This window comes from Enterocloster clostridioformis (genome assembly GCF_020297485.1).
Lineage (GTDB): Bacteria > Bacillota > Clostridia > Lachnospirales > Lachnospiraceae > Enterocloster > Enterocloster clostridioformis.
The window spans coordinates 3063327-3089289 of the sequence record NZ_JAIWZC010000001.1 but is presented as its reverse complement, the minus strand read 5'-3'; the positions used below and the strand labels follow the sequence as shown (position 1 = coordinate 3089289).

The following is a 25963-nucleotide window of genomic DNA, read 5'->3' as shown; positions in this document are numbered from 1 at the left end:
TCACAACGCTTCCCCCTTAATTCATATTAAAACAATAGAATCGTTCCCAGAGATTAATCCTCAACATATACAGCTACAATGCTGTTGGTTCCATCGGCCTTCTTCTTGGTTACATAGTAGTAATCATTTCCGTCCTTGCTCTTTGTTTTTCCATCAACTACCTTGCCGGATGTATTTACAAGAATATACTCATACTTAACATTATCGGTTGCAGATGCCTCCTTATACGTAATGGAGTAAGCCTCGGACAAATCTTCAGCCTTTTTGGTATTGCCATTACCGATAGCTACGGAAGCATCTGAGGCCTTGCCAGTTAACTCATCCGTAGAAACTACACCTGCAGCATTCAGGAAATCTTTCGCATCGTCTAATTTAGTGTAAGTTGTTGTAGTCTTGCCATTCTCGGTTGTTGTAACCTTTTCAACTACAATATATTTATCATCGGAGTCCGCCTTCAAAAGCATACCAGACTGGTACAGCTTATTATCCTTTTCGCCGGTTACACCAGCGCCCTTGCTGCCACCTGATTTCTCGAAGTAGAAGTTATAATTATCGCCGTCAAATGGAACGGTTGTCTTATTTGTTCTCATGGCACCATCATCATCGCCACCGAAATAGTAGCACTTATAGCCATTTGGCTCATAGAAATCAACAGCATTATCCAGGAAATCATCCTCGTTATCAAAACCATATGTGCTGTCATCATCCGCATATACGGTTAAGTTATCATTACCGTTATCCAAGATGAACTTCAAGCCGCTCAGCATACGACCATCATTGCGGAATGCATACTTCTTACCTTTGATGGTCTTGAACTCACCGGCATACAGATTGCCACTACCATCTGCGTAGTACCATGCATCCTCATCGTCGTTATATTTCTCTTCATTAATATATTCAGCAGATACTACTTTGAACCAACCCTTGCTTACGCGGGAACCATCTTCAACGCTGTTGAAGTATTTCCATGCCTGGGTATATTTAGAATCAGCTGCCTTACCAGTAACAACTTCACTAGTTGACGCAATTGCAGAGCTAAAGGAAGCAATACCACCGTTGCCGAGGTCATCCTCATCAATAGACCATTCAGCTACCATTGCACCATACTGATCAAATGCATACTTCCTGCCGTTAATAGTTTTATCTTTGGTACGGTCTCCGTCTTCAGCATAAATCTTCTTACCATTGGACTTAAAATAAAACCAACGTGTCTGATCCTCATCATCGTTAAATGCTGCTGCGGTATACTTATAGTCGTCATTGGTGGCTTCATCGTATGTGATGTCAAGCTGCAGCCAGCCAACGGTCATAGCACCGTCATCCTCGCCGCCGAAGTAGTAGATACCTTCCTTAAAGCCGTCACCGTCTGTATTGTCTACACGCTCAGCACTGTTCTCATCTACCCAGCCAAACAACATCTTGCCTTCGTCATCAAAAGCATACTTTTTGCCGTTTACCGTCTTTAAAGAAACTTTGTCATTGTCTCCGTTGGTTAATGCCTTACCATTAGCCTGGAAGTAATACCAGTAATGATCCGGCTCGTCATCCTCGCCCGCATCCTCGTTGTCAATCGCTACCCACTGGTTAGCTGCCATAACACCGTTGATGTCTACATAATAATAGTTGTCGCCATCCTCAATCAGCTGATCGATAGCCATTTCGCCATCACTATCTAACCAATACCAGTTGTTACCGGATTTCTTCCACTGATCAGTTGCTCTCTCGCCATCTCTGTTGTAATATACCCAAGTACCGTCTTCCTCAGCCCATCCTGTAGCTGCGAAAGAAGTCATGGATGCACCAATAGCGAGCAGTGCTGCTGTTGATAATACAGCAACTAACTTTGTCTGCTTTCTCATAATTAATGCACTCTCCTTTTTCTTTTTGAAATACTTTTTGAAATTCCTTTTTTTGCATTACGAGTTGATTATACTTCGGATAAGGAAAAGTATAGACAGTCTTTAGTTCAGATATAGCGGGGGGTAAAGGGATAGAGAACTGCGCAGACCATGCCTGTGATTCAGGCTTGTGATATCATGCAGGCAGAAAATTTATGTGATACGGCAAAAAAGAACCGGCGTCCGTAAAATACGTCGCCAGTTCTTTTTCTGCTTTTTTTCGCATAGCTCATTGCCTGCGTGGGAATGGTAGGTATATATAAAAGAAAATGTTATAGGGGGGCCGGACGGATTACTCCGTCCGGTATGAGTATGAAAAAGCTTTGTAATTTCAAGTAATCACTTGAAACAAAGGCCTCGTCCACCTCTCGATGAACTTGTTATTATAATAAGCAATAATTGTGACGAAAATATGTCCTTGGCATGAAAAAAACATAAAGAAAATAAAAAAGAAAAAAACCCTTTGAAAACTTTACAATATTGTATATAATAGAAGCAATGCATAGAAGTAATGCAATGCAACCATTTATATTTAAGCAATTGATGCGGTCTGTCCCGGCGTCTGGTCCCCATAGGGGGACAGGCATGGAAGCCACCAGCGTGTGCGTCCGGTCCGGTTCAGTCATTGAGGAGGAACTATTTATATGTTTTCGATGATGTCCAATGATATTGGAATTGACTTAGGAACTGCCAGCATCCTTGTATATATCAAGGGAAAAGGCGTTGTGTTAAAAGAACCGTCCGTTGTGGCCATTGACCGCGATACCAACAAAATCATGGCCATCGGTGAGGAAGCCCGTCTTATGATAGGACGTACCCCGGGCAATATTGTTGCTGTCCGTCCTCTGCGTCAGGGCGTTATTTCAGATTATACCATTACAGAGAAGATGCTCAAATATTTCATCAGCAAGGCAGTGGGCAAGAAGACGCTGCGCAAGCCAAGAATCAGCGTATGTATTCCCAGCGGTGCCACAGAGGTTGAGAAAAAGGCAGTGGAGGACGCCACCTACCAGGCAGGAGCCAGGGAAGTGGCCATTATCGAGGAGCCGGTTGCGGCTGCCATCGGCGCAGGCATTGATATCGGCAAGGCCTGCGGCAATATGATCGTGGACATCGGAGGCGGTACAGCTGACATTGCGGTTATTTCCCTGGGAGGTCCTGTTGTCAGCACATCCATCAAAATTGCGGGTGATGACTTTGACGAGGCTCTGGTGCGCTATATGAGGAAGAAGCATAACCTTCTGATTGGCGAGCGCACGGCGGAGGAGATAAAGATTAACATCGGAGCGGCGTACCGCAGGCCGGAAGTCCTGACCATGGAGGTCAGAGGACGTAATCTGGTGACCGGTCTTCCAAAGACCATCGTGGTTACCTCAGACGAGACTCTGGAGGCACTCAGAGAGCCGGCTCTGCAGATTGTGGATGCCGTACACAATGTATTGGAGCGCACCCCGCCGGAACTGGCTGCCGATATTTTTGACAGAGGTATCGTGATGACAGGAGGCGGTTCCCTGCTCAGCGGCCTGGATGCCCTGATTGAGGAAAAGACGGGCATCACCACCATGATTGCGGAGGACCCGCTGACCGCGGTGGCCATTGGTACCGGCAAGTTTATTGAGTTTGCCCACGGCATGAATATGGCTATGGAGGCATCCATGGGAGTAGGCGGCGGAAGAGAAGATTACTAAAAATCAGAACCCGGCACAGCGTGATAGACTGGAGCACTCCGGACACGCCCTGGCACCGGGTTCTTTTAAACTTTTGATGAAACGATGGCGACAATAACAGGATTTATAGAGCGGATCAAGTTCCGCAACGAAGAAAACGGCTACACAGTAATGAGTGTCACGGATCAGAGCGACGGGGAAGAAGTCATCATGGTAGGCAATCTGGCTTATGCCGCAGAGGGCGATATGATAGAAGCCAGCGGCCATATGACCCAGCATCCGGTGTACGGGGAGCAGCTTCAGATAGAAAGCTATGAGATGAAGACACCCCAGGATGAACTGTCCATGGAACGCTATCTTGGCTCCGGCGCCATCAAAGGCATCGGGGCCGCTTTGGCTGCCCGAATCGTGCGCCATTTCAAGGCAGACACCTTCCGGGTCATGGAGGAGGAGCCGGAGCGCCTGTCCGAAGTAAAGGGAGTCAGCGAGAAGATGGCCATGGCCATAGCCGAGCAGGTAGAGGACAAGAAGGACATGCGTCAGGCCATGATGTTCCTCCAGAATTACGGCATTACCATAAATCTGGCAGCCAAGATATATCAGGAGTACGGTCCCGCCCTGTACGGGATTATCCGGGAGAATCCCTACCGCCTGGCAGATGATATTCCGGGAGTGGGCTTTAAGATGGCTGACGAGATAGCGGAGCGGGTGGGAATCTTCACGGATTCCGATTACCGTATCAAGGCAGGTATTCTGTACACTCTTCTTCTGGCTACCGCCAACGGCCATACCTATCTTCCCCAGGCAGAGCTGTTTGTCCAGGCATCAGAGCTTTTAAAAGTAGAGCCGTCCGCCATGGAAAAGCACCTGATGGATATGCAAATAGACCGAAAGGTGGTGGTAAAGCCATCTGCCCAGGGCGCCCTGGTCTACTCCTCCCACTACTATTATCTGGAGCTCAATGCAGCCCGTATGCTGCATGACCTGAACATCAAGGGGGATATTCCCCAGGCCGAAATCAAGGCCAATCTCCTTAAAATACAGCAGCAGGAGTCCATTCACCTGGATGAACTGCAGGAAAAGGCGGTATACGAAGCTGTGAACAGCGGCCTGCTGGTTATCACCGGTGGTCCCGGTACCGGCAAGACAACCACCATCAATACAATCATCCGGTATTTTGAGATGGAGGGAATGGAAATCCTTCTGGCAGCGCCCACGGGCCGGGCAGCCAAGCGGATGACGGAGGCAACAGGATATGAGGCCAGGACCATCCACCGTATGCTGGAGCTGGTCCCGGTGGGAATGTCCGGCAATGATGCCCCTGTGATTCCCGGCGTTCCAAGGTCAGGCAGGGGAGCCCAGAGCATGGGGATGCATTTTGACAGAAATGAGGAGAATCCTCTGGATGCCGATGTCATCATCATAGATGAGATGTCAATGGTGGATATCAGCCTCATGCATTCCCTGCTGAGGGCGGTGAATGTGGGCACCCGGCTCATCCTGGTGGGGGATGTGGACCAGCTCCCCAGCGTGGGGCCGGGAAATGTACTGCGGGATATTATCGAATCCGGCAGCTTCAATGTGGTGAAGCTGACCCACATCTTCCGCCAGGCCGCCCAGAGCGACATTGTGGTCAACGCCCACAAAATCAATGCAGGAGAGCCTGTTGACCTGGCAAAACGCAGCCAGGACTTCCTCTTTATCCGAAGGGACAATCCCGACGCTGTCATAAGCGCAGCCATCACCCTGATTCAGAAGAAGCTGCCTGACTACGTACACGCCAATGCCTTTGATATCCAGGTCATGACGCCCATGCGAAAGGGCGCCCTGGGCGTGGAGCGCCTGAACCAGATTATGCAGAATTACCTGAATCCGCCGGACAAGACAAAGAAGGAAAAAGAGGCGGGCGGTACCATCTACCGGGTGGGCGACAAGGTCATGCAGATAAAGAACAACTATCAGATGGAGTGGGAGGTCCGCAACAAGTACGGTATACCCGTGGACAAGGGAGCCGGAATTTTCAACGGCGACGTTGGAATTATCCGGGAAATCAATGAATTTGCGGAGCTGCTCACCGTTGAATTTGATGAGGGCAAGATGATAGAGTACAGCTTCAAGCAGCTGGAGGAGCTGGAATTAGCCTATGCCATCACCATCCACAAGTCACAGGGAAGCGAATACCCGGCAGTTATCATCCCCATGTACAACGGTCCCCGCATGCTTATGACCCGCAATCTCATATACACGGCCGTGACCCGCGCCCGCGCGTGCGTATGTCTGGTGGGACAGCCGGATGCATTTTACACCATGGCGGCAAACTGCGTGGAACAGAAGCGGTATTCCGGGCTTAAAAGCAGGATCGGGGAGATATATGCGCAGCCGGATTCCATTGGCTGAGAATCCGAAGATGCATTGTGAGTTAAAAAGGAATTCAGGAGGTGGTGGAGATACGGACTAAGACGCCAATTAAGACACCATTTAAGGTGCCGTTCAAGATAATTCAGGAAGGCAGTGATTTCCTGACAGATATCCTGTTTCCCCGCCGCTGCCCTGTGTGCGGCGATATTGTCCTGCCCAAAGGAAATCTCATATGTCCGGGCTGCATGGCAAAGCTGTCCTGGGTACGGCGTCCTGTCTGCAAAAAGTGCGGAAAGGAAGTGTTGGATGAGACCATCGAATACTGCCGTGACTGCGCCAGACATAAACGCAGCTTTGATTATGGACTGAGCCTTATTAATTACGATGACACGGCCAGCCGTTCCATGGCCCGGATTAAGTACAATAATAGGAGAGAATATCTGGATTTCTACAGCGAAGCCATGGTCAGGAAAATGGGAAAACGCATCCGTTCCATGGATGGGGATGCCCTTATTCCTGTGCCGGTCCATCCGTCCCGCCTTCGGGAAAGAGGATTCAACCAGGCGGAGGAATTAGCCCGCCGTCTTTCCGGCCCGCTGGGAATTCCTGTAAACACATCCGTTCTGAAAAGGGAACGAAAGACAGCTCCGCAGAAAAACCTGGATTCCAGCGGCCGGTTAAAGAATCTGGAGCAGGCCTTCACGGCGGCTGCCCTGCCGTCCGCCATGCAAAAAGTTATATTGGTGGATGATATCTACACAACAGGCAGTACCATAGAGGCGTGCGCCCGGGTCCTCAGAAAAGCCGGTGCGGAGCACGTATATTTTGTCACCATATTTATCGGCCATGGACAATGATGCCATCCCATAAATCCGCAAAAATTCCTTGACGTATGGATATTTCTATGGTATAGTAAACGGGCGAATGGAAGAGCTTAGGTCTTTTTTTTATGCTCAAAAATAAGTACCTGAGCGGCAAATGTGAACTACGATAATATAAGTGGAGGTGGAAGTCGTGCGCACAAAAATTACACTGGCATGTACAGAATGCAAACAACGCAACTACAACATGACTAAGGACAAGAAAACTCATCCGGACCGTATGGAAACAAAGAAGTACTGCAGATTCTGCAAGAAGCATACCATGCATAAGGAAACAAAGTAATCCTGCTCAGTAAAGGACGTGAAATTATGGAAGAGAATACAGTTAACGCTGTAGAAACCACAGAGAAAACGGCCAAGGCTGACAAGGTTGAGAAGAAGGCAGCTAAGAAGGACAAAAAGCCTGGCTTTTTTCACGGGCTGAAGAAAGAGTACAAGAAAATCGTCTTTGCTGACAAGGAAACCGTGGCAAAACAGACCGTGGCAGTGCTTTTCATGTCAATTGCGATTGGCGTGATGATTGCTGTCCTGGACTTCGTTATGAAGTTTGGTTTGAGCTTTATTCTTTAATTTAAGCAAACGAATGCGGATTGAAATAAAGGCGAGGGTGATTGTATGTCAGAAGCACATTGGTATGTAGTCCATACCTACTCAGGATATGAGAACAAAGTCAAGGTCGACATTGAGAAAACAATTGAAAACAGGAACCTTCAGGACCAGATCTTAGAGGTGTCCGTCCCCATGCTCCCTGTGGTTGAGCTTAAGAACGGCGTGGAGAAAAAGGCGGACAAGAAGATGTTCCCGGGGTATGTGCTCATCAACATGGTCATGAACGACGACACATGGTATGTAGTGCGGAATACCCGCGGTGTCACGGGCTTTGTGGGTCCGGGCTCCAAACCGGTTCCTCTGACAGAAGAAGAGATGGCCAGCCTGGGATTCCATAGGGAAGAAGATGTCTTAGTCGACTTTGAAGTAGGAGATATGGTAGTTGTTATCTCCGGCGCATGGAAGGATACTGTAGGGGCCATCAAGGCCATCAATGACAGTAAGAAGACCATTACCATGCACGTTGAGATGTTCGGCCGTGAAACACCGGTTGAACTTGGATTTGCCGAAGTCAAGAAGATGTAGGCGTCCGTTTGTAACACAAGGAATCAGCTTCTGCAGGGCAGGGGCTGGTGGGAGGGACATTCCCGACAATACCACATAATTTTAGGAGGTGCCTAAGATGGCAAAGAAAGTAACAGGATATATTAAATTACAGATTCCGGCTGGCAAAGCAACACCAGCGCCACCAGTTGGACCAGCACTTGGTCAGCACGGTGTCAACATCGTTCAGTTTACCAAGGAATTCAACGCAAGGACAGCAGATCAGGGCGACATGATCATCCCTGTTGTCATTACCGTATATGCGGACAGAAGCTTCAGCTTCATCACCAAGACCCCGCCGGCAGCTGTTCTGATTAAGAAGGCCTGCAACATCAAGAGCGGTTCCGGCGTTCCTAACAAGACAAAGGTAGCTGTTCTTAAGAAGGCTGATCTTCAGAAGATTGCAGAGACTAAGATGCCAGACTTAAATGCTGCCAGCTTAGAGGCTGCCATGAGCATGATTGCCGGCACTGCAAGAAGCATGGGCGTTACCATCGAGGAATAATTTCAAAGAATCATATCTGGAAATTATACCGAGGAATAATACAATTGGTGCATGAATCCGGAGACACCCGAGCAAGGTTTCCGGGTTGCTAAGGCATTTACCCGTTATATGAACGTGGGAGGGAGATTCCCCGTCAATACCACTAGGAGGTTATTTAGAATGAAATCAGGAAAAAGATATGCAGAGGCTATGAAAAACGTAGACCGTGCTGCACTTTATGACATTGCTGATGCTATCACATTAGTGAAGAAGAACGCATCCGCAAAATTTGATGAGACTGTAGAGCTTCATATCAGAACAGGATGTGACGGACGTCATGCTGACCAGCAGATTCGTGGCGCTGTTGTTCTTCCACACGGAACAGGCAAGACTGTACGTATCTTAGTATTTGCAAAGGGACCAAAGGCCGATGAGGCTCAGGCGGCGGGTGCTGATTACGTAGGAGCAGAGGAACTGATCCCGAGGATTCAGAACGACGGCTGGCTGGATTTTGACGTTGTGGTAGCTACCCCTGATATGATGGGCGTTGTAGGCCGTCTGGGCCGTGTACTGGGACCAAAGGGCTTAATGCCGAACCCAAAGGCCGGAACCGTAACCATGGACGTAACCAAGGCTATCAACGACATCAAAGCTGGTAAGATTGAATACAGACTCGACAAGACAAATATTATTCACGTGCCAGTAGGAAAAGCTTCTTTCACAGAGGAGCAGTTAGCGGACAACTTCCAGACGCTTATTGATGCGATCATGAAGGCTAAGCCAAGCACCGTTAAGGGCGCATACCTTAAGAGCGTTGCCCTGACCTCTACCATGGGTCCCGGCGTTAAGCTGAACGTTGCAAAGCTTGTGAACTAATTGATTGTTATAATATAGTGCTTTTAAGCACAGAACCCCATTCATCTGAAGGTTTATTTTACGCATTTATGCGTATGCCGTGGTTAAACATCGTGGATAAACCGTGGATAGAAACCGTGGATAAGCCTGAATGGGGCTTGACATCATTCATACAATATGATATGATACCACAGTATTGAATGCCCTGAGACAGCAGGTACCGTAAGGTGTAAGGCAAAAACGCCTGCCGAGGAACATACAAAACTCTGATTATTTATGATGAGATTTTGCGAACCTCTCTGTCTTTATGGCAGAGAGGTTTTTTGTCTGGTTCCGGCAGATGTCCGTACCTGGTATATCCGGTGCGTCCGGCATGTCCGGCGCGGAATCTTGGAACCCGGATTATGAATCGTTCCATGCTATGACGGTTTTCAATGCGAAACTATATAAGGAGGTAAACCATTCATGGCAAAAGTTGAATTAAAACAGCCAGTCGTAGATGAGATCAAGGCTATGCTGGAAGGCGCTGCCGGTGCAGTCATCGTAGACTACCGCGGCCTGACAGTAGAGCAGGATACTCAGCTGCGTAAGCAGTTAAGGGAAGCTGGGGTTGCTTACAAGGTATATAAGAATACTTTGATTAAGCGTGCGGCAGAAGGAACAGATTTTGCGGCACTTGCACCACAGCTGGAAGGACCTACCGCATTAGCGGTTTCCAAAGAAGACGCTACTGCTCCGGCACGCATCTTAGCTAACTTCGCTAAGACAGCTCCAAAGCTGGAACTGAAGGCATCTGTAGTTGAAGGAACCTACTATGACCAGGCAGGAACCCAGGTTATCGCAACCATTCCTTCCAGAGAGGAGCTTCTTGGCAAGCTGCTTGGAAGCATCCAGTCACCGATTACCAACCTGGCTCGTGTACTCAATCAGATCGCAGAGCAGCAGGGTGGAGCCGCAGAGGCATAATTTTACTGACACAAGCGCGGCAAAGGCCGTGGCTTGAAACACTAATTATTAAATATTAAACAGGAGGAACATAAAATGGCAAAGTTAACAACCGCTGAGTTTATCGAAGCTATCAAGGAATTATCCGTATTAGAACTGAATGAATTAGTAAAAGCATGTGAGGAAGAGTTTGGCGTATCCGCAGCAGCAGGTGTTGTAGTTGCAGCAGCAGGCGCTGGCGCAGCGGCAGCTGAAGAGAAGACCGAATTTGATGTAGAGCTGACTGAGGTTGGTCCTAACAAGGTTAAGGTTATCAAGGTTGTTCGCGAAGTTACCGGCTTAGGCCTGAAGGAAGCTAAGGACGTAGTTGACGGAGCTCCTAAGGTAGTTAAGCAGGGCGCATCCAAGGATGAGGCTGAGGATGTTAAGGCTAAATTAGAGGCTGAGGGCGCTAAGGTTACATTAAAGTAATTTTGGACCAGGGCTGATATAAGTCATATAATCGGGATTCAGTTGATGAGGCTGAGCTTGATTTAGATGCGCAGACCGCCGTGCTGAGATGTGGAGACATGTTGAGGCGCGGCGGTTTTCTGACGGGAAGGTTTGTTGTGTATATTAAAAGAGCTATGTGCCGGCTAATCGGCACATAGCTCTTTTTCCCTAAATCCCGCTAATATAAAATCAACAGTATAGCCGTCAATTGTAGTGCCTCGCTTCATATCTCCATTGTTCCTGTCAAAGCAATACCACTTGCCGTCCTGGCCAACATAGTACCAGATGTTTGTAATCGGAATCCGGCTGTTAGTCACCATTGCTAGTGCAGCTGCTGCCATAATTGTTGCAAGTGCTTTTGTGTGCTTTCTCATACCTGCTCCTCCTTTTATATTCATAATTTTGCAGGAAAGTCAATGTTATTAGGAAGATATATGTAAATGCTTACAAAAAAATAGTATAAACTATTGCAAAAAGTAAAAATATGATGTATAGTAATCACATAAACAAAAGAAAAATGTTGAAGTTAAAAATGTAAGCACTTACAAAAAACAACAGCGGAGGTAGCAAAAATGAGTAAATGTGTAAAAGAAACTGTGATTCAATTTGGAGAAGGAGGATTTCTGCGGGGCTTTGTAGACTATTTCTTTCACAAGCTCCAGGAGAAAGGTCTGTATGATGGAAAGATAGTCGTGGTTCAACCTATCGAAAAAGGGATGTGCCAGATGCTTTCGGAGCAAAATTGTGAATATAATCTATTCCTGCGGGGAATTGATAATGGACAGGTAGTTAATGAGCATACCCATGTAACATCTATATCCAGGGCGTTGAATCCATATACCCAATATGAAGAATATATTGCATTGGCAGAGAATCCGGATTTAAGGGTTCTTGTCTCCAATACTACCGAGGCAGGAATTGAATACCTGGGTACAGAGAAGCTGACTGATATGCCGCCAAAATCATATCCGGCTAAACTTACTCAGTTTTTATATAAAAGGTTCAAAGCCGGTTTAAAAGGACTTATTTTACTCCCGTGTGAACTGATTGATGATAACGGGGACAATTTGAAAAAATGTGTTCTGCAGTATGCAGAGTTATGGGAGCTGGAGGACGGATTTAAAACCTGGCTGGAAAATGAAAATGATTTCTGCAGCACACTGGTAGACCGTATTGTGACAGGTTACCCACGTGACGAGGTTGAGGAGCTGACGAAGCAGATTGGTTATGAGGATAAGCTTATAGATACGGCCGAGATATTTCATCTGTGGGTTATCGGCGGTCATCATGAAGACGAACTTCCATTCCAGAAGGCCGGCTATAATATTGTCTGGACAGACGATGTTCATCCGTATAAAAAAAGGAAGGTGCGCATTCTGAATGGAGGACACACTTCCATGGTATTGGGGGCGTATCTGTACGGACTTGAGACAGTTGGAGAATGCATGAAGGATGAGAAGGTGTCTGCATTCCTTAAGAAGTGTATATTTGAAGAAATCATTCCTACAATTGGAGACACAGAGGATAATCGCAAATTCGGTGCGGCTGTTCTGGAGCGTTTCTCTAATCCATTTATCAAGCATCAGCTGCTGAGCATTGCATTAAATTCAGTAAGCAAGTTCCAGGTTAGAGTTCTTCCTACTATATTGGAGTATAAAGAAAAGTTTGGTCGTTACCCAAAGGCGCTTACGTTTTCTATGGCAGCATTAATAGCCTTCTACCGTACGGATAAGGCTAATGATGGAGATGAGATAATGCAGTTCATGAAAAAGGCCTCTGTAGAAGAAATTATGAAGCGTCAGGATTATTGGCATACCGATCTTTCTGAGATGATTCCGATGATAGAGGAATATTATGAGTTGATACAGTGCAAGGGCATGGCCGGGGCTTATGAGGTTGTATTGAGATAGTAAATCAGGATTATCATAATTATGATTTGACGGAACAGTATATCTGGAGTTATATAAACGAGCATCATCCCTGGAATAATTCCCGGGTAATGATGCTCGTAAGTTATTATGGGATATAAAGATAACAAAATCATAATGTATTAATTCTGTTTTTTGCTGAAATATGAGGACATGTACATATATAAGTGCAATTTGCGGGTTGTATAACATCTTTGTAATAATTATGTAAGAAAATGCACAGGTAAAAGTTATGGTATTTTTGCGGAATTTATAATATACTAAGTGCGTGTGATGGAGCTGGTTAGCTTTCGACGGATGGAATTGTCGATATTACATAATTTTGTAGAAAATGCAAAAAATGCAAAAAAACTATTGATAATTTTCCTTATCCGAAGTATAATCAACTCGTAATGCAAAAAAAGGAATTTCAAAAAGTATTTCAAAAAGAAAAAGGAGAGTGCATTAATTATGAGAAAGCAGACAAAGTTAGTTGCTGTATTATCAACAGCAGCACTGCTCGCTATTGGTGCATCCATGACTTCTTTCGCAGCTACAGGATGGGCTGAGGAAGACGGTACTTGGGTATATTACAACAGAGACGGCGAGAGAGCAACTGATCAGTGGAAGAAATCCGGTAACAACTGGTATTGGTTAAACAGCGATGGCGAAATGGCTATCGATCAGCTGATTGAGGACGGCGACAACTATTATTATGTAGACATCAACGGTGTTATGGCAGCTAACCAGTGGGTAGCTATCGACAACGAAGATGCAGGACAGGACAATGAGCCGGATCATTACTGGTATTACTTCCAGGCAAATGGTAAGGCTTTAAAGAATGGCGACAATGCTAAGGTTGCTCTGAAGACAATTAACGGCAAGAAGTATGCTTTTGATGACGAAGGCAAGATGCTGTACGGTTGGGTTTCTGAGGACAATGCAGAGCGCGTAGATGATACAGACGGCGACGGCTTCAAGGAAGGTACCTACTACTTCGGCGGCGAAGATGATGGTGCTATGACTGTTGGCTGGCTGCAGATGGATATCACATACGATGAAGCAACTAATGATAATGAGATTGCTCCTGTATTCAACGATGATGAGGATCAGAGCCGTTGGTTCTACTTCCAGTCAAATGGTAAGAAGGTTCAGGCTAAAGATGGCGATCTCCAGAAGAGCAAGACCATCAATGGCAAGAAATATGAGTTCGACCAGTATGGCGCTATGACAGCAGAGTGGTCTCTGGATGTTGAGGCAGCTTCTAAGAATGGTACAAGAGACGGCTACAGCACATCAGCTACCAACAGTGTATCTGCTAAGTATGCTGAGCAGTGGAGATACTTCAACAGCGTTGAGGATGGTTCCCGTGTAAGCAAGGGCTGGTTCAAGGTAGTAGCAGCTGAGTATCTGAACTACGATAAGTATAATGATGATGAAGATGCTTGGTACTATGCAGACGGAAGCGGCAACCTGTATGCAGGCGAGTTCAAGACCATCAAGGGCAAGAAGTATGCGTTCCGTAATGACGGCCGTATGGTTGACGGACTTAAGTTTATCAAGGATGACGTCGGCAGTTTAGACGTAAAAGCCGACGATAATGGCAGCTATCCATTCGATGATGAAGACAGATTCGATGAGAACGCACCTAAGCTTAATAAGCTTGGTTACAAGTGCTATTACTTCGGTGATGGAAATGATGGCGCTATGAGAACAAACAAGGCCACTGTTTCTATTGATGGCGATAACTTCAGCTTCTACTTCGAGAAGTCCGGCGGAAGCAAGGGTGCTGGACGTACAGGAGAGAAGGATGATAAGTTCTATCAGTCTGGTAAGCTCTTAAGAGCTGGATCTGATGAGAAGTATCAGGTGGTTAAGGCTGTTAATGATGATGATTCTCTGGGTTACGTAAAGCTGGATGATGCAGACGATTTTGTTAAGGATCTTGGCAATAAGGTAACATCTACAGCAGTTACCAAAGAGAATATTTCTAAACTTGGTCTTAACAAGAAGACAACCGACATTAAGGAACTGTATATTATCAACGACGGTAATGGTATGGGTACTGATAAGTACTTCCTGGTAAATACATCTGGTAAAGTGATTGACAGCAAGTCCAAGAACAAGGATGGCAATGACTTCCAGTACGTAGTAGCTAAGGGCGGTAAGATTATTGGTATCTACGTAGAAGATTAATTATAAATAATAAGTCGGTGTAGTCTGGCTATAAGGGGGAAGGCGTTGTGACTGATCTATTGTATTAGTCATAGCGCTTTCTCTTTTTTATATGAAGGACATATTACCGCAAAATATAATACATAGAAAGATTTTCCTGGAGGTATTTATGATAAGAAAAAGAATCCTTATATTGGGGACCGCAATGTTAATAGGTCTGTCAAGCACGATTCCAACATTGGCAGAAACGGCTCCGTCTATAACAATGGAAAACAGCGGGGCCTACCTTTTTACATGGCGTCCGGTAGATTATGGAAATGGTCAGTCATTCGCAATCCTTGTAGGAGGTAATACCATTAACGAAAGTGATGTCATCTTGAACCGTGGCTACGATTATGGTTATACATTCCAGCCAAACAAGTATTCACGCCCATGGGGACAGGTTCCTGATTTGGTCAATGCAGGCGGTGTCTGGGCAATACCGGATAACTGGTCATCTCTTCCTGAAGGAATACAACCGACCACCCGTATTGTTTTGCTTACGAACAATAAAAATTATTCAAGCAATGAGCGTTATGTTGATGTTGTGCATTTGCCAAACGGAGTTTCTGCTTCTGAGCTGCCTCCTGAGGTCAGAAAATATCTTATTAATGTGGACGGATCAGATGCAGGAGCATATGACGGAACCATAACTTCAGGATGGATAACCGAGGGCAATCAGCGGAAATACCGTAAACCGGACGGCAATTTTGTGGCAGGCGGATGGCTCAGGGTTGATGGTGAATCCTATTATATGAATGATGAGGGTATCATGCTGGCAGATACCGTCACTCCTGACGGGATTTACGTAAATGCAAAGGGCGAAAAGACTAATTATATGCCGGGATGGAAACAGGACGAAAAAGGTTGGCGCTATCTCATGGGCACGGGCAATTATGCCGCGAATACATGGTTCAAAGATGCAGACGGAAAATGGTATTACTTCAATATAGGAGGATATATGGTAACCGATAAGGAAACTCCTGATGGTTATTATGTAAATGCTGACGGCGTTTGGGATGGAAATGCCTCCACAATCGTGAATCAAAAGAGCGGCGGGCCTGGCGAAAACAGTGCATCCAATACCTCTCAGGAAGGTTGGGAGCAATTCGGAGACACTTGGAAATATAAATTGTCGGACGGAAGCTATGTCACCAATGCCTGGAAACAGGATACGGACGGGAAATGGTATTATTTCGGTGGGGATTCTCTCATGGTCACCAGTCAGACTACGCCGGACGGATATTATGTAGGTGCAGACGGCGCATGGAGCGGGAATGAATAAATATGGAAGTTTTTATTGATATGTTTAAATGATTTAGATAAGTAGGTTGTACCCTAACAGTAAAATACAGAGAAAAGAGCTGCATTTTACTGTCAGGGTACTTTATTGTCATAGAAAATTGGATCTTTATCAATAGTTGGGGTAGGATTTATGGACTGCATCCATTATAAGGTCCGTAAAGATGGGCAGGTTCTAAGCCGGGTTGCTTATGTTGTCCTGGGTGTTACGCTGGATGGGTATAAGGATATCCTGAGCATCACAGTAGGTGTAAACGAAACCTCGAAGTTTTGGCTTATCATGTTAAATGATTTGAAGAACCGTGGGATGCAGTGTGTCTTGTTCTTTTGCGTGGATGAGCTCCCCTACTTCAAAGAGGTAATCCGGGCAATATTCCCCCAGTCAAAGATTCAGCGCTGTGTCATCCACATGCTTTGGAATCCCTTTAAATATATCAACTATAATGATTGGAGGAAGTTCTTAACCGATTTCGAGTCTGTTTATAACGCGCTAAATGAGAACGCAGCACGGGCAGAGCAGGAGGATATCCAGGACAAATGGGGAAAGAAAGACCCTCATGCAATCAGTAATTGGGAGAACAACTGGCAGGATGTAAACTCTTTTTTCAGTTTTCTGAGGAAATCAGACGGATTATGTACACGGCAAATATCATTGAAGGGCTGAACTACCAGTACCGAAAAGTAATAAAAAACCAAAAACGTATTTTCGGTAATGCCGCCCTTGAAAAGATGCGTATATCTAGCAAGTGGAAATATAAGAAAGAAGTGGAACCAGAGATACCATGGCTGTGATCAGGTACTGAATCAATAGCTTGCCCTGTATAGGGAACGGCAGAGCAACTATCTGTAGATAAAGAATGGCCGGGACAGTGTAAACTATAAATCCCGGCCACCCTATTCTTCCGGCATTCGTAGGATTAACAGAAATGTCCAGCCTTATTCATGAGGTAGGGAGTAGGCAGAGCTCACGGTCTAGAAAAACTGCTAACTCCTGTTTAGTATGTAACACGACTTTACAGCTTCTATAAATGCCAGCACTATTGCCGAATTAACTGTTTTAAAGCTTTCATAACAACACTGGATTTTATGCTGGTTTCGATATTTCTCACGAAAGTGGCATAAAAACTCTCATTCCTTTCGCTTCGCTTAGGCACAAAACAGTTATGAAATAGCAAGTTTGTGCTTCCGCTATTTTATTTTTGATGTTAAACTCTCCTCAGACAGATACACTACAGAGCACGGAGGAGGAAGTAGAATCGGTTCCTCCATTTGGGATCAAGTCCGCATAAAAACATGTGCCGGCTGTCTTCTCAAGCACAAACCAGTGACGCCTTGAGCTCGTAACCTAATCATTGTCAAAGCAATTCCTTAGGTCTTTCTTTGCTGGACAGCCAGTCAATGTCTGTCTATTTTACTTAGGAGGGCTGTTCTATGTTATCTATCAAACACTTTGTCTGCTGTGGCATGGACGTTCACAAGAAATTTGTTGTCGCTACCATTGCTCTGACAGACTACAGGGGCGTTACTTCTTATGTTAAAAAGCGGTTCGCCACCTTCAATTCCGATCTTAATTCTTTGAAAAAATGGCTTCTTTCTTTCAATTGCACTGAGATCTGCCTCGAATCCACTGGTAAATACTGCGCGCACATATGGTGCACATAACAAATCCTCCGCAAGCAGGAGGAAGGCATTGGTATAAAAATGCCGCCATCAACCGGCTGACCTGCAAGGGAAACCACAACAGGGACAAACGCATGCCGGCAACGCCGTAAGCCAATGAAATTGCCAAGTTGCGGCTGAACGGCAAGATGAACGTATCGACAAAGACAAAAGCTACACTGCCTGAAGGATAGCCCAAGGAGTCTTAGCCGGGTCACCAGCGAATGGCAATTGTAACGCTGGGTGGCAGTGATAACGGAATCCCAGTATTGTTCCGGTATATATACCCACTGCCAGCCATCCGCAGTAAGCGGAAACGGGCGAAAATCCTGTCTGAAACGGTACACGCTATGTTATGCGCATGAAATGTGGATTGCCTAAAGCGGTTATACCGCCATGGCAACGGAGTCCCCATAGTAGTCCGGGCAGCGGAAAGCGCTGTACATGGCGAAGGGGGACAGTTTGTGATTTCAATACCTAAAGGAAGGATGTGCGAGACATCATGAGAAGTCCCGAAGCTGTCATTCAGCCCTTAGCCAGATTAAAATCAACTTCACCGGGGTCAGATGGTTTATCGAAGGTGATATCCATTCCTACTTTGATATGGGAGACCATCACGTGTTGATAAGCATTCTCCGCAAAAGGATAAAGGACGAAGCCTTTATCAGCCTAATCTGGAAATTTCTAAGAGCCGGGCACCTGGAAAACGGACAATTACACAGACCGGACAGAGGACTGCACCAGGGTTCAATTATCAGTCCTATCCTTGCCAATATTTACCTGAACGAACTTGACTGTTTTATGGCGACATACAAAACCTCCTTTGATAAGGGGACAAAACGACAGCTGTCCAAAGAATACATTTCTGTCCAAAATAAAGAACAACGGTTGAGGAAGTCCATCTCCGGGCTTGCTGGGAATTCCAGAGAGAGAACCCAAAAACTAAAAGAACTTAAAGCGTTGCGCAACCAACGGGTATCTATGTCCTGCTCCCAGCCAATGGATTCTTCATTCAGAAGGATTTTCTACCAAAGGTACGCGGACGACTTCCTTATCGGAATAATCGGCAGCAAACAGGACGCTATAGCAACCAAACAGGTAATCCAGTCATTCCTGCTTAAGGAATTACATCTGGAGCTGTCCGAAGAAAAAACACTGGTTACCCATGGATATGAAAAAGCACAATTCCTCGGTTGCGAAATAACCATTGGCCGAAAAGGCGTCCCGTCCAGGGATAAGCTGGGAAAACTGTCAGACCGTCACCATGGAAGAGTCAGGCTTTACCTCCCCAAGCAAGCGTGGTTAAAGAAATTAATACAGTCTGAGGCAATAAAAATCGAACACAACGCTGATGGAAAGGAAATCTGGAAACCGAAAACAAGAAATAACCTGCTCTATCTCCCCGACCATGAAATCTTCCGTATATACAACTGGGAAATCGTCGGTTTATACCAATACTACAGGTTTGCGGACAATGCATCGGCGCTCAATGATTATTATTACATCATGAAATACAGCCTTGCTAAAACACTCGCAGGAAAACACAAAAGTTCAGTGCACAAAATAATGAGGAAATATTTCAGGGAAGGACGCATGCAGACACGTTACCAAACCCATAATGGCTTCAAAACAGTATACTTATATGACTATGGTTTCAAAAAACAACCCATCATCACAAACCATGCTAGTATAACTCGATTTTAATAAGTTTACATTATTATCCTGAAAACCAAGGGAAACGTGCGCCCAAAGCACGAACACGTAAGCCAAGAAATCAGATTACTACCAACGCTTAAATTGTAAGCTTATTTAAATCGAGTTATACTAGTAAAAAACAATCCAAGGAGTTGCTCACACGCTTCTCAAAAGACTGTTGTGAACTTTGCGGTGAAACAAAACCTGGAACAATAGTCCACCATGTAAGAAAGCTGTCAGAACTATCCGGAGTCACCGACTGGGAACGAAAAATGCTTGAAATGAACCGGAAAACCCTGGTTGTATGCGAAACTTGTTATAGCAAAATAGTAAGTGGATTTTAAGTCAACACAAATGGAGAGCCGTATGCATTGAAAGGTGCACGTACGGTTCGGGGGCAAGCACGCAAAAACTTGCCTTTGGGCAAGGCGTTGTGTGCTTAGCCTACGGATTCCAATTTTTAATATCCTGGAGGATTCCTGTCACGTTGTCGTTGCTAACCCCAAGTATGTCAGGGCTATCAAAGGACAGAAAACCGATGACAAAGACTCCGCCTGGATTGCGGATCTGTTTAAATTTGATATTGTTCCTTCCAGTTATATCCCCTGTAAGCAAATTCGCATGCTTCGGGAATTGTTCCGATACCGGCAGAAACTGACTGGCCACCGCAGCAGTGAGAAAAACCGGTTACAGAATGCTCTTACGGTTTCCAACATTGCCCTTGCATCCGTCCTCTCAGATTCCTTTGGAAAATCAGCGACCGCCATCGTTGACTATATCCTGACCTGTGAGGTATTTGGCCCCGAATACTGTAAATCCCTGCTTCTTAAAAAAGCAAAGGACAAGGCAGATGATGTTGTAACCTCCATAATCGGTTATGAACCGCGCCGTGACCAATCCGTTAAGATTAAGGTCCGCAGAAAGTATTTCGATGAAATCAATGAGTGCGTCTCCACTCTCGAAGAAACGATTTCCGACCTGGCTGAACCTTACCATAAATTTATCGAATTGGCTACTACAATTCCTGGAATTACAGAGCAGTCTGCCACCTTTATCATTGCTGAAATCGGGGTGGATATGGCGGTATTCAAATCCTCAAAACGTTTGTGCTCCTGGGCTGGGCCGGCTCCTGAAAATAACGAAAGTGCCGGTAAAAAGAAGAGCGTCCATGTTTCAAGAGCCGGGGTGTACTTAAAGCCTCTGCTGGTTCAGTGTGCAAATGCTGCCATCAAGAGTAAAAACCCTTACTTCAGATACAAATATGACCGTATAAAAAAACGTCGTGGTCATAAACGGGCAATCATTGCCATTGCACGCATGGTGTTGACTTGCATTTACCACATGTTCCAAAAGCAGGAGGTATTTAATCCTGCCGATACGGATTATTCCGCTATTCCTGAAGAAATGTACCGGAAATTTCAGGAACAGTATGACAGAAATGCCATCAAACGTTTAGAGAAACGAGGCTATGTGATTACTCCTCCTGCTATGGCCTGATACCCTTTATTCCATAGGCTCCTTTGGGGCGGCAGTTTACTGGTGCTCTTATTAAGTTACGACTTTTTTTGATTTTTTCTTTCAACCTATACCTGCTGCCGGATTTGCTCACTAAGGGCAAACCGAAATTCCTGCACACTTTCTGTACGGTACTTTGAAAATGATTCTTCCTGATATGGCAGTATCTTCATGGCACAATACGAGATGTTGATCAGGTTAACCAACATTTCGATTCCCTTCCGACTGCGTAACATATAGCTGCATAACGACCAGAACGTTTTCTGTTCATAATAACTCACCTCGGTATTCCAGCGAAATGTGTAACACAATAATGGGATGAACTGCATACGCTCACTCCCGGTCTGGTTTAGCGGCGCCTTTTCCTGCCATGCGCAGAATATCTGCATCTGCTCTGGAATAATCGTACTGAAAAACAGGCGTCTGGAGCCGCCGGTTTTCTCTGTAAAAGTTAAATAGGCGGGAACCTCCCTTTGCCCGAAGATATTGGTAAGGACCCGGCGTACACCCATGTAGTAATCCCCTATCTTTTCAGCAGAAAGAGTGAAGTCCTCTTTAATAGAAAGGCGTTCCCCATGCTTTGCGGGCCTGCCTCTTCTGCCGGTTGGCTGTGGGGCAAGGTCATAAATAACAGAGTCAGCCCTGGCATTACAGATCAAATCCAGATTTGGATATTCATCAACAATACAGGCGGGATTTTTCTTGGCGTACCAGCTGTCACAAAGGATTATGACATTCTTCTGAGAAGCAAAAGAGGGCATGACCTGACGCACCATGGCTGCGGCAAGCTCCAGTTTCGATTCTTTTTTCTGCCACATGCGGTAACCGAGAGGGACCGCCAGATAAGCAATCCGGCGGTTGCTCCATATGGGGACACAAAGCATGAGGCTGACAAAGCAATGGCCGTTCAGATAGTTGGAGCCATTGTGTGCTGCATGGTCAAAAAGTTTTGAAACATCTTCAAATTTCCTTCCAATATTTAGAAATCATGGTATCATCAATGCAGAAGAAGACCGGCTGTGACTTCAGGGAGTCAGGAATGAGTTTTAAAGCCAGGGATGCCGTTACATTCATGAATCTGGAATAATCTGCTTTGGAGCAGGAACAGGCATAATAAAAAGCAGTCAGTGACTTTTGGGTGATGGCAGACAAAAAATGTCGGTAGAGGGAACGGATGGAATCCGCCGACTCCATGGCAAGTATGGATAAAGCCAGTAGAAATAAAGTCTCCGCGGCAGGGGAAGAAAAGGTTTTAAAAATAGATGGAAAAATATTGATGAAGTCTACCAATCAGGTTCTTTTCGTTGTATAATGAGTTTGTCGTACAGGGTCACTTTCCTTTGTATATTTTGTTGGCAAACTAATTATACACCAAAGTGTCCTGTACGATATTTTTTTCTTAAAAAGTTGTAAAGTCGTGTGTGTAATAAAACCAAAAAATATAAATATTTTTCCAAAGCTGGTGATACTTTAAAGTCCAGCTAAGAAATGTCAAGGGGTGATTTGAAAATTATGAAAAAAAATTTGTTGGAAGCCGTTCCCTAAAAAAGGGTATGCTTAATAAAGGGGATGTGAAAAAAGCCCCTTAACAAAAGGTCAAAGGAGCCCATCTCCGCAATCAGGACAACGGCGCTCAGGAAACCTGCCCCGCGCAGTGGCTGGAGGAGGCGGATGCGGTTATAAACCGCCGTCCCCAGCAGCTTGCCCACAGATTCGTGGAGGGTTTCCAGAATGGTGTCAAGGTGTTTCTGGTATTCCCTGTAGCTGTCTATGTAAAGCCTTATCCTGACGGCATTGCTGGGCAGGGCGCGGCCAAAGACCGCCGCATCCCTTGCGGCGCTGCACAGGGCGTTGTACTTTGCCATGGCATACTTTTCGCCAAAGAGTGCGGTGGTGCGGATGATTTTCACAAGCTCCTCCTTTGGCGCATTGAGCATATCGGAAGCGAGAGGGTAATCCTCCAGAAGCTTCAGGGATGTCTGGGTGGTAATCTTGCTGAAGACGCCCAGATATGCGGGGAAGGACACCTTGAGTTCCGCATTCAGCTTCAGCACGATGGAGGACTGCAGGTCCTTGATATAATAGTAATCCCTGACAAGGTTACGCAGGTCAACGATCGCGTCCTCCGGGATGATGGATGTCTTGAGGGAAACATCAAGCCCGACCTTCGCGGCCTTTTTGGAATCAAATATGTCATTATGCAGTTTCCTTGGTATTTCATGTAAGTTTATCCTTTCCGGCAGGCATCCATTTCCAAAAGGTGGATACGCAACCTAGTACAGCATTGCTTAAATATCAGTGATAAAATTACTAATGGTATCCCGGCATATGTCCACTTAAATGGGTGTGCTGTAAGATTGTATTGTTCAATAAAGCGCAGGATGCTTGCTTCCAGTTCTTCTATGTGACAGGCAGCTTTTCCGCTTCAGCAGCTTCCGGTTAATGATGCCAAACCATATCTCAATCTGGTTCATCCAGGAACTGTGTTTCGGAGTATAGACAAAGCGGATCCGGTGGGAAGGGTCATGCAGGAAATCCGCTTGGCTTTCCATACTTTTAAGGATCCCTGTTTTCCCTTTTTTGCCCAGTTCCACGCCAGGGGCACAGGCTTCTGCCACATAGCGGACAAGGGCTTCCGACTTATGGGTGTTTAGGCCATCGCATATAAATGTCCATGGGGCTTGCGGGTCTGTCCCTGCCAATGCTTTCACGGCTTCCACAAAATCCTCTTCTGTGCGTGTGGAGTTTAAATACGGCATTTCCATACGGCCCGTTGCAACATCAAAGAACCCGATGAGCTTGTCAGTATATTTATGTTCCAGCGCTTGTACCCCAGTCATTTCATCCGTGGAAACAATGTGTGCACCTTCCCGGCTTTGTTCCTGGGCGCTCTGGTACAGGCCGCAGATTTCGTTTACTTTCCGCGCAAAAGATTCCGGGGCTTCCGTCTTTTCCGAAGAATGAAGCCAGTAACGGATTCTGTGGGGATATAAATCTACCTCACTTTTAAAAAACGGCTGACAGATTTCTCAGAAATCTGTTCAGCGATCCCCTGCTTTTTAATTTCTGCCGCTAACAGCGGGAGGCTCCACTGGCTTACTTCGTACCCAAAATCATTTGGGCTGCTGCAGGCAAGGCCGATGATCCGCATGATCTGGTCCGGCGTAAAAACAGACGTGGCACCGGGGAGTTTTTTATCGGACAGGACTGCCCGTATCTCATCTTCAAGCTTTTCCGGGTCGTCCATTTCAATCCTCCGCAAGGCTGGGAGCGCCGCGAGGAACCGACTGCGCCAGGCGGCAGCATTATTATAATGAAGCCCGGCCTGTGGCGCAATATTCTGGTTGAGTTCCCCCTGTGACGCAGGCAGGACAATGCTGGCTCTTTTGACCAGTCCTGACGGAAGGGAGCGGCTTTTTGAAAAAGCAGATAATATGTTTTTCATGGCATCAGATAAAACCGGGATAGTATCAATTGTTTTCCTTCGCATAATAACACATCCATTCTTTAGTGATAGAATTATTATGCACCGACTACAATAAAAAAGCAGCGTCTATTCATTATTATTTTGGCAATGCTGTACTAGTATAACTCGATTTAAATAAGCTTACAATTTAAGCATTGGTAGTAATCTGATTTCTTGGCTTACGTGTCCGTGCTTTGGGCGCACGTTTCCCTTGGTTTTCAGGACTTGCTGCTTTCGCATTTACAACTTCATAGACGATTGTGCCCACATCCTCTTCCGAAAGATCAATCGTGTCCAAGCGGTATTTCCATTTGTAGGGGACGGGAACCTCATTGATTTCTTCAAAGTATTTCAAAATCCGTTCCTTTAGTTCCTCTTTCGAGCCTACACGAATCCCGGACAACATCTGGCGGGTCATTTTGCTGAAAAAGCCTTCCACCATATTCAGCCAGGAGCCATGTGTGGGTGTGAACACAAATTCAAACCTTCCAGGAACTGTATTCAGATATTCCTGTGTCTCCCTGGATGTATGGGCGGAGTGGTTATCCAGTATAAGCCGTATTTTGTCCCCTTTTGGGTATTTCTCATCCAATATTTTAAGGAATGTTACAAAATCGCTGCTTTTATGAGTATTGCTTACCAGTGGGATAGCTTCCCCGGTCAACAGGTCAATCGCTGCCAATAGGGAGAGCGTCCCCAGACGTTTATACTCATAATCACGCTGTACGGTGGACATTTTTTCCGTACTGGCAGCCGGGGGCCTGTCCCCGGTTGTGGTGGCAATCGCTTGGATCCCGGGCTTTTCATCATAGGATAATGTATGTACCGGCTCTTCATCACCGGCAAACGGAATCAAACTTCCATTTTCATCAAAGCGGAGTTCAACCTGTTTGTAAATGACCAGCACATCATGCATCTTCTTTTCAAAGTCAGGATCCCGTTTTTCACAATAATAGGTGACCTTATGGGGATTAAGCATTGCTTTCCTAAGTATCTTCCGGATAGAAAACTCAGATGCTGTCGCCATACGGGGATATCCTTCCTGTTCAGCAACGGAATTGATGTAGCGGGTAAGGCTCAATGGATACCATAACTCTGCCGGGAGGCCGAATGCGGAAGGCTTTTGGCAGGCAATATTGATTACCCATGCCTTTGCATCATCGGTAATTTCAATCCTGCGGCCACGGCCTTTACTGTCTTCCATGGCAGCTTTTACGCCTGATTCCATATATTTTTTCAGGCAGAGCTTTACCGTCGGTCTCGAAATATCGAGTTTGCCAGCAATGGCTTCATCTGCCATGCCATCTGATTTTAATAAGAGGATTTTGGCTCTCCTGTGGACTCTGGCTTCAACAGTCCCCTTCTGTAGAATGGACTTTAAATATGACTTATCATCATTGGAAAGAAAAATAGGCGTAGCACTCTTTGGCATCATTTTACCTCCTGAAATGGTCTATAAGTATTATACCATTT

Annotated in this window: 24 protein-coding genes, 3 pseudogenes and 1 other annotated feature; of the genes and pseudogenes, 19 read left to right on the top strand and 8 right to left on the bottom strand. The window is 45.7% G+C overall.

Annotated elements, in window-relative coordinates; genetic code table 11:
• Positions 1 to 53: 53 nt before the first annotated feature.
• Positions 54 to 1859 carry an argininosuccinate lyase gene (locus LA360_RS15685; protein ID WP_112481757.1) on the bottom strand — a complete coding sequence of 602 codons (1806 nt, stop codon included), beginning with the start codon at positions 1857 to 1859 and terminating at the stop codon, positions 54 to 56.
• 683 nt (positions 1860 to 2542) lie between these two features.
• Between LA360_RS15685 and mreB the strand changes: the two genes are divergently transcribed.
• From mreB to rplL, 10 genes are all read left to right on the top strand, one after another.
• The gene (mreB, locus tag LA360_RS15680) at positions 2543 to 3586 is read left to right on the top strand and encodes a rod shape-determining protein (RefSeq protein WP_002566632.1); all 1044 of its coding nucleotides are present in this window, start codon (positions 2543 to 2545) and stop codon (positions 3584 to 3586) included.
• Between the two features lie 84 nt (positions 3587 to 3670).
• Positions 3671 to 5962, top strand: coding sequence for an SF1B family DNA helicase RecD2 (recD2, locus tag LA360_RS15675; protein WP_112481755.1), 2292 nt, complete (start codon positions 3671 to 3673; stop codon positions 5960 to 5962).
• A 41-nt stretch (positions 5963 to 6003) separates the two neighbouring features.
• On the top strand, positions 6004 to 6780 hold the full coding sequence (locus LA360_RS15670; protein WP_002587300.1) for a ComF family protein: 777 nt from the start codon (positions 6004 to 6006) through the stop codon (positions 6778 to 6780).
• A gap of 157 nt (positions 6781 to 6937) precedes the next feature.
• Positions 6938 to 7087, top strand: coding sequence for a 50S ribosomal protein L33 (gene rpmG / locus LA360_RS15665; protein WP_007038517.1), 150 nt, complete (start codon positions 6938 to 6940; stop codon positions 7085 to 7087).
• Positions 7088 to 7113: 26 nt separating this feature from the next.
• The gene (gene secE, locus LA360_RS15660; protein WP_002587301.1) at positions 7114 to 7374 is read left to right on the top strand and encodes a preprotein translocase subunit SecE; all 261 of its coding nucleotides are present in this window, start codon (positions 7114 to 7116) and stop codon (positions 7372 to 7374) included.
• Positions 7375 to 7419: 45 nt separating this feature from the next.
• On the top strand, positions 7420 to 7938 hold the full coding sequence (nusG, locus tag LA360_RS15655; RefSeq protein ID WP_002566636.1) for a transcription termination/antitermination protein NusG: 519 nt from the start codon (positions 7420 to 7422) through the stop codon (positions 7936 to 7938).
• A gap of 97 nt (positions 7939 to 8035) precedes the next feature.
• Positions 8036 to 8461 (top strand): 50S ribosomal protein L11, encoded by a 426-nt coding sequence (gene rplK, locus LA360_RS15650; RefSeq protein ID WP_002587303.1) that lies wholly within the window; start codon positions 8036 to 8038, stop codon positions 8459 to 8461.
• A gap of 159 nt (positions 8462 to 8620) precedes the next feature.
• Entirely contained in the window at positions 8621 to 9316 is a 696-nt protein-coding gene (rplA, locus tag LA360_RS15645) for a 50S ribosomal protein L1 (protein WP_002566638.1), read from the top strand.
• A gap of 165 nt (positions 9317 to 9481) precedes the next feature.
• Positions 9482 to 9629: a sequence feature (ribosomal protein L10 leader region), on the top strand.
• Between the two features lie 131 nt (positions 9630 to 9760).
• Positions 9761 to 10261: a 50S ribosomal protein L10 gene (gene rplJ / locus LA360_RS15640; protein WP_002566639.1), complete on the top strand. Its 501-nt coding sequence runs from the start codon at positions 9761 to 9763 to the stop codon at positions 10259 to 10261.
• Between the two features lie 75 nt (positions 10262 to 10336).
• On the top strand, positions 10337 to 10711 hold the full coding sequence (gene rplL / locus LA360_RS15635) for a 50S ribosomal protein L7/L12 (RefSeq protein WP_002587304.1): 375 nt from the start codon (positions 10337 to 10339) through the stop codon (positions 10709 to 10711).
• Between the two features lie 164 nt (positions 10712 to 10875).
• Here rplL and LA360_RS15630 read toward each other — a convergent pair whose 3' ends face one another.
• Positions 10876 to 11106, bottom strand: coding sequence for a hypothetical protein (locus tag LA360_RS15630; protein WP_081031182.1), 231 nt, complete (start codon positions 11104 to 11106; stop codon positions 10876 to 10878).
• Between the two features lie 198 nt (positions 11107 to 11304).
• Between LA360_RS15630 and LA360_RS15625 the strand changes: the two genes are divergently transcribed.
• The 9 genes and pseudogenes from LA360_RS15625 (at position 11305) to LA360_RS15595 (ending at position 21006) form a co-directional block, all read left to right on the top strand.
• Entirely contained in the window at positions 11305 to 12642 is a 1338-nt protein-coding gene (locus LA360_RS15625) for a tagaturonate reductase (protein WP_089775069.1), read from the top strand.
• A gap of 468 nt (positions 12643 to 13110) precedes the next feature.
• Positions 13111 to 14835 carry a PspC-like choline-binding domain-containing protein gene (locus LA360_RS15620; protein WP_112481753.1) on the top strand — a complete coding sequence of 575 codons (1725 nt, stop codon included), beginning with the start codon at positions 13111 to 13113 and terminating at the stop codon, positions 14833 to 14835.
• Positions 14836 to 14983: 148 nt separating this feature from the next.
• Positions 14984 to 16138, top strand: coding sequence for a PspC-like choline-binding domain-containing protein (locus tag LA360_RS15615; RefSeq protein ID WP_065549803.1), 1155 nt, complete (start codon positions 14984 to 14986; stop codon positions 16136 to 16138).
• Between the two features lie 147 nt (positions 16139 to 16285).
• Positions 16286 to 16966 (top strand): annotated as a pseudogene (locus LA360_RS15610) (IS256 family transposase); the annotation flags it as partial.
• Between the two features lie 620 nt (positions 16967 to 17586).
• Positions 17587 to 17817, top strand: a complete 231-nt coding sequence (locus LA360_RS15605; RefSeq protein WP_112481751.1) for a hypothetical protein — start codon at positions 17587 to 17589, stop codon at positions 17815 to 17817.
• Between the two features lie 522 nt (positions 17818 to 18339).
• Positions 18340 to 18606: pseudogene (locus tag LA360_RS29750) on the top strand (reverse transcriptase/maturase family protein); the annotation flags it as partial.
• Between the two features lie 9 nt (positions 18607 to 18615).
• Entirely contained in the window at positions 18616 to 19518 is a 903-nt protein-coding gene (locus LA360_RS29745) for a group II intron reverse transcriptase/maturase (RefSeq protein WP_318653999.1), read from the top strand.
• A 143-nt stretch (positions 19519 to 19661) separates the two neighbouring features.
• On the top strand, positions 19662 to 19853 hold the full coding sequence (locus tag LA360_RS31945; RefSeq protein WP_416388438.1) for an HNH endonuclease: 192 nt from the start codon (positions 19662 to 19664) through the stop codon (positions 19851 to 19853).
• Between the two features lie 34 nt (positions 19854 to 19887).
• A complete protein-coding gene (locus LA360_RS15595) occupies positions 19888 to 21006 on the top strand; it encodes an IS110 family RNA-guided transposase (RefSeq protein WP_225537566.1) in 1119 nt (372 codons plus the stop codon).
• An 86-nt stretch (positions 21007 to 21092) separates the two neighbouring features.
• Here LA360_RS15595 and LA360_RS15590 read toward each other — a convergent pair whose 3' ends face one another.
• The 6 genes and pseudogenes from LA360_RS15590 to LA360_RS15570 all read right to left on the bottom strand — a co-directional run bounded on the left by LA360_RS15590 (position 21093) and on the right by LA360_RS15570 (position 25922).
• Positions 21093 to 22001: an IS701 family transposase gene (locus LA360_RS15590; RefSeq protein WP_465245344.1), complete on the bottom strand. Its 909-nt coding sequence runs from the start codon at positions 21999 to 22001 to the stop codon at positions 21093 to 21095.
• Positions 21985 to 22218, bottom strand: a complete 234-nt coding sequence (locus LA360_RS32160; RefSeq protein WP_162201273.1) for a hypothetical protein — start codon at positions 22216 to 22218, stop codon at positions 21985 to 21987. Before LA360_RS32160 ends, LA360_RS15590 begins: the two co-directional genes overlap by 17 nt.
• Before the next feature lie 398 nt (positions 22219 to 22616).
• Positions 22617 to 23234: pseudogene (locus tag LA360_RS15585) on the bottom strand (IS110 family RNA-guided transposase); the annotation flags it as partial.
• A gap of 156 nt (positions 23235 to 23390) precedes the next feature.
• On the bottom strand, positions 23391 to 23864 hold the full coding sequence (locus tag LA360_RS15580; RefSeq protein WP_225537565.1) for a transposase: 474 nt from the start codon (positions 23862 to 23864) through the stop codon (positions 23391 to 23393).
• 155 nt (positions 23865 to 24019) lie between these two features.
• Positions 24020 to 24514, bottom strand: coding sequence for a helix-turn-helix domain-containing protein (locus LA360_RS15575; RefSeq protein WP_112481748.1), 495 nt, complete (start codon positions 24512 to 24514; stop codon positions 24020 to 24022).
• A gap of 124 nt (positions 24515 to 24638) precedes the next feature.
• Complete coding sequence (locus tag LA360_RS15570) at positions 24639 to 25922, bottom strand: IS630 family transposase (RefSeq protein ID WP_112481746.1); 1284 nt, start codon at positions 25920 to 25922, stop codon at positions 24639 to 24641.
• Positions 25923 to 25963 lie beyond the last annotated feature (41 nt).

Excerpts from the sequence above, each read along its gene's own strand:
- mreB (WP_002566632.1), top strand. The coding sequence starts at position 2,543 with ATGTTTTCGATGATGTCCAATGATATTGGAATTGACTTAGGAACTGCC.
- recD2 (WP_112481755.1), top strand. The coding sequence starts at position 3,671 with ATGGCGACAATAACAGGATTTATAGAGCGGATCAAGTTCCGCAACGAA.
- LA360_RS15685 (WP_112481757.1), bottom strand. The coding sequence starts at position 1,859 with ATGAGAAAGCAGACAAAGTTAGTTGCTGTATTATCAACAGCAGCACTG.
- LA360_RS15625 (WP_089775069.1), top strand. The coding sequence starts at position 11,305 with ATGAGTAAATGTGTAAAAGAAACTGTGATTCAATTTGGAGAAGGAGGA.
- rplL (WP_002587304.1), top strand. The coding sequence starts at position 10,337 with ATGGCAAAGTTAACAACCGCTGAGTTTATCGAAGCTATCAAGGAATTA.
- rplK (WP_002587303.1), top strand. The coding sequence starts at position 8,036 with ATGGCAAAGAAAGTAACAGGATATATTAAATTACAGATTCCGGCTGGC.
- LA360_RS32160 (WP_162201273.1), bottom strand. The coding sequence starts at position 22,218 with ATGGAGTCGGCGGATTCCATCCGTTCCCTCTACCGACATTTTTTGTCT.
- LA360_RS15620 (WP_112481753.1), top strand. The coding sequence starts at position 13,111 with ATGAGAAAGCAGACAAAGTTAGTTGCTGTATTATCAACAGCAGCACTG.
- nusG (WP_002566636.1), top strand. The coding sequence starts at position 7,420 with ATGTCAGAAGCACATTGGTATGTAGTCCATACCTACTCAGGATATGAG.
- LA360_RS15615 (WP_065549803.1), top strand. The coding sequence starts at position 14,984 with ATGATAAGAAAAAGAATCCTTATATTGGGGACCGCAATGTTAATAGGT.
- rplJ (WP_002566639.1), top strand. The coding sequence starts at position 9,761 with ATGGCAAAAGTTGAATTAAAACAGCCAGTCGTAGATGAGATCAAGGCT.
- LA360_RS15580 (WP_225537565.1), bottom strand. The coding sequence starts at position 23,864 with ATGACTGGGGTACAAGCGCTGGAACATAAATATACTGACAAGCTCATC.
- LA360_RS15630 (WP_081031182.1), bottom strand. The coding sequence starts at position 11,106 with ATGAGAAAGCACACAAAAGCACTTGCAACAATTATGGCAGCAGCTGCA.
- LA360_RS15605 (WP_112481751.1), top strand. The coding sequence starts at position 17,587 with ATGTTATCTATCAAACACTTTGTCTGCTGTGGCATGGACGTTCACAAG.
- secE (WP_002587301.1), top strand. The coding sequence starts at position 7,114 with ATGGAAGAGAATACAGTTAACGCTGTAGAAACCACAGAGAAAACGGCC.
- LA360_RS15575 (WP_112481748.1), bottom strand. The coding sequence starts at position 24,514 with ATGCGAAGGAAAACAATTGATACTATCCCGGTTTTATCTGATGCCATG.
- LA360_RS29745 (WP_318653999.1), top strand. The coding sequence starts at position 18,616 with ATGGCGACATACAAAACCTCCTTTGATAAGGGGACAAAACGACAGCTG.
- LA360_RS15570 (WP_112481746.1), bottom strand. The coding sequence starts at position 25,922 with ATGCCAAAGAGTGCTACGCCTATTTTTCTTTCCAATGATGATAAGTCA.
- rplA (WP_002566638.1), top strand. The coding sequence starts at position 8,621 with ATGAAATCAGGAAAAAGATATGCAGAGGCTATGAAAAACGTAGACCGT.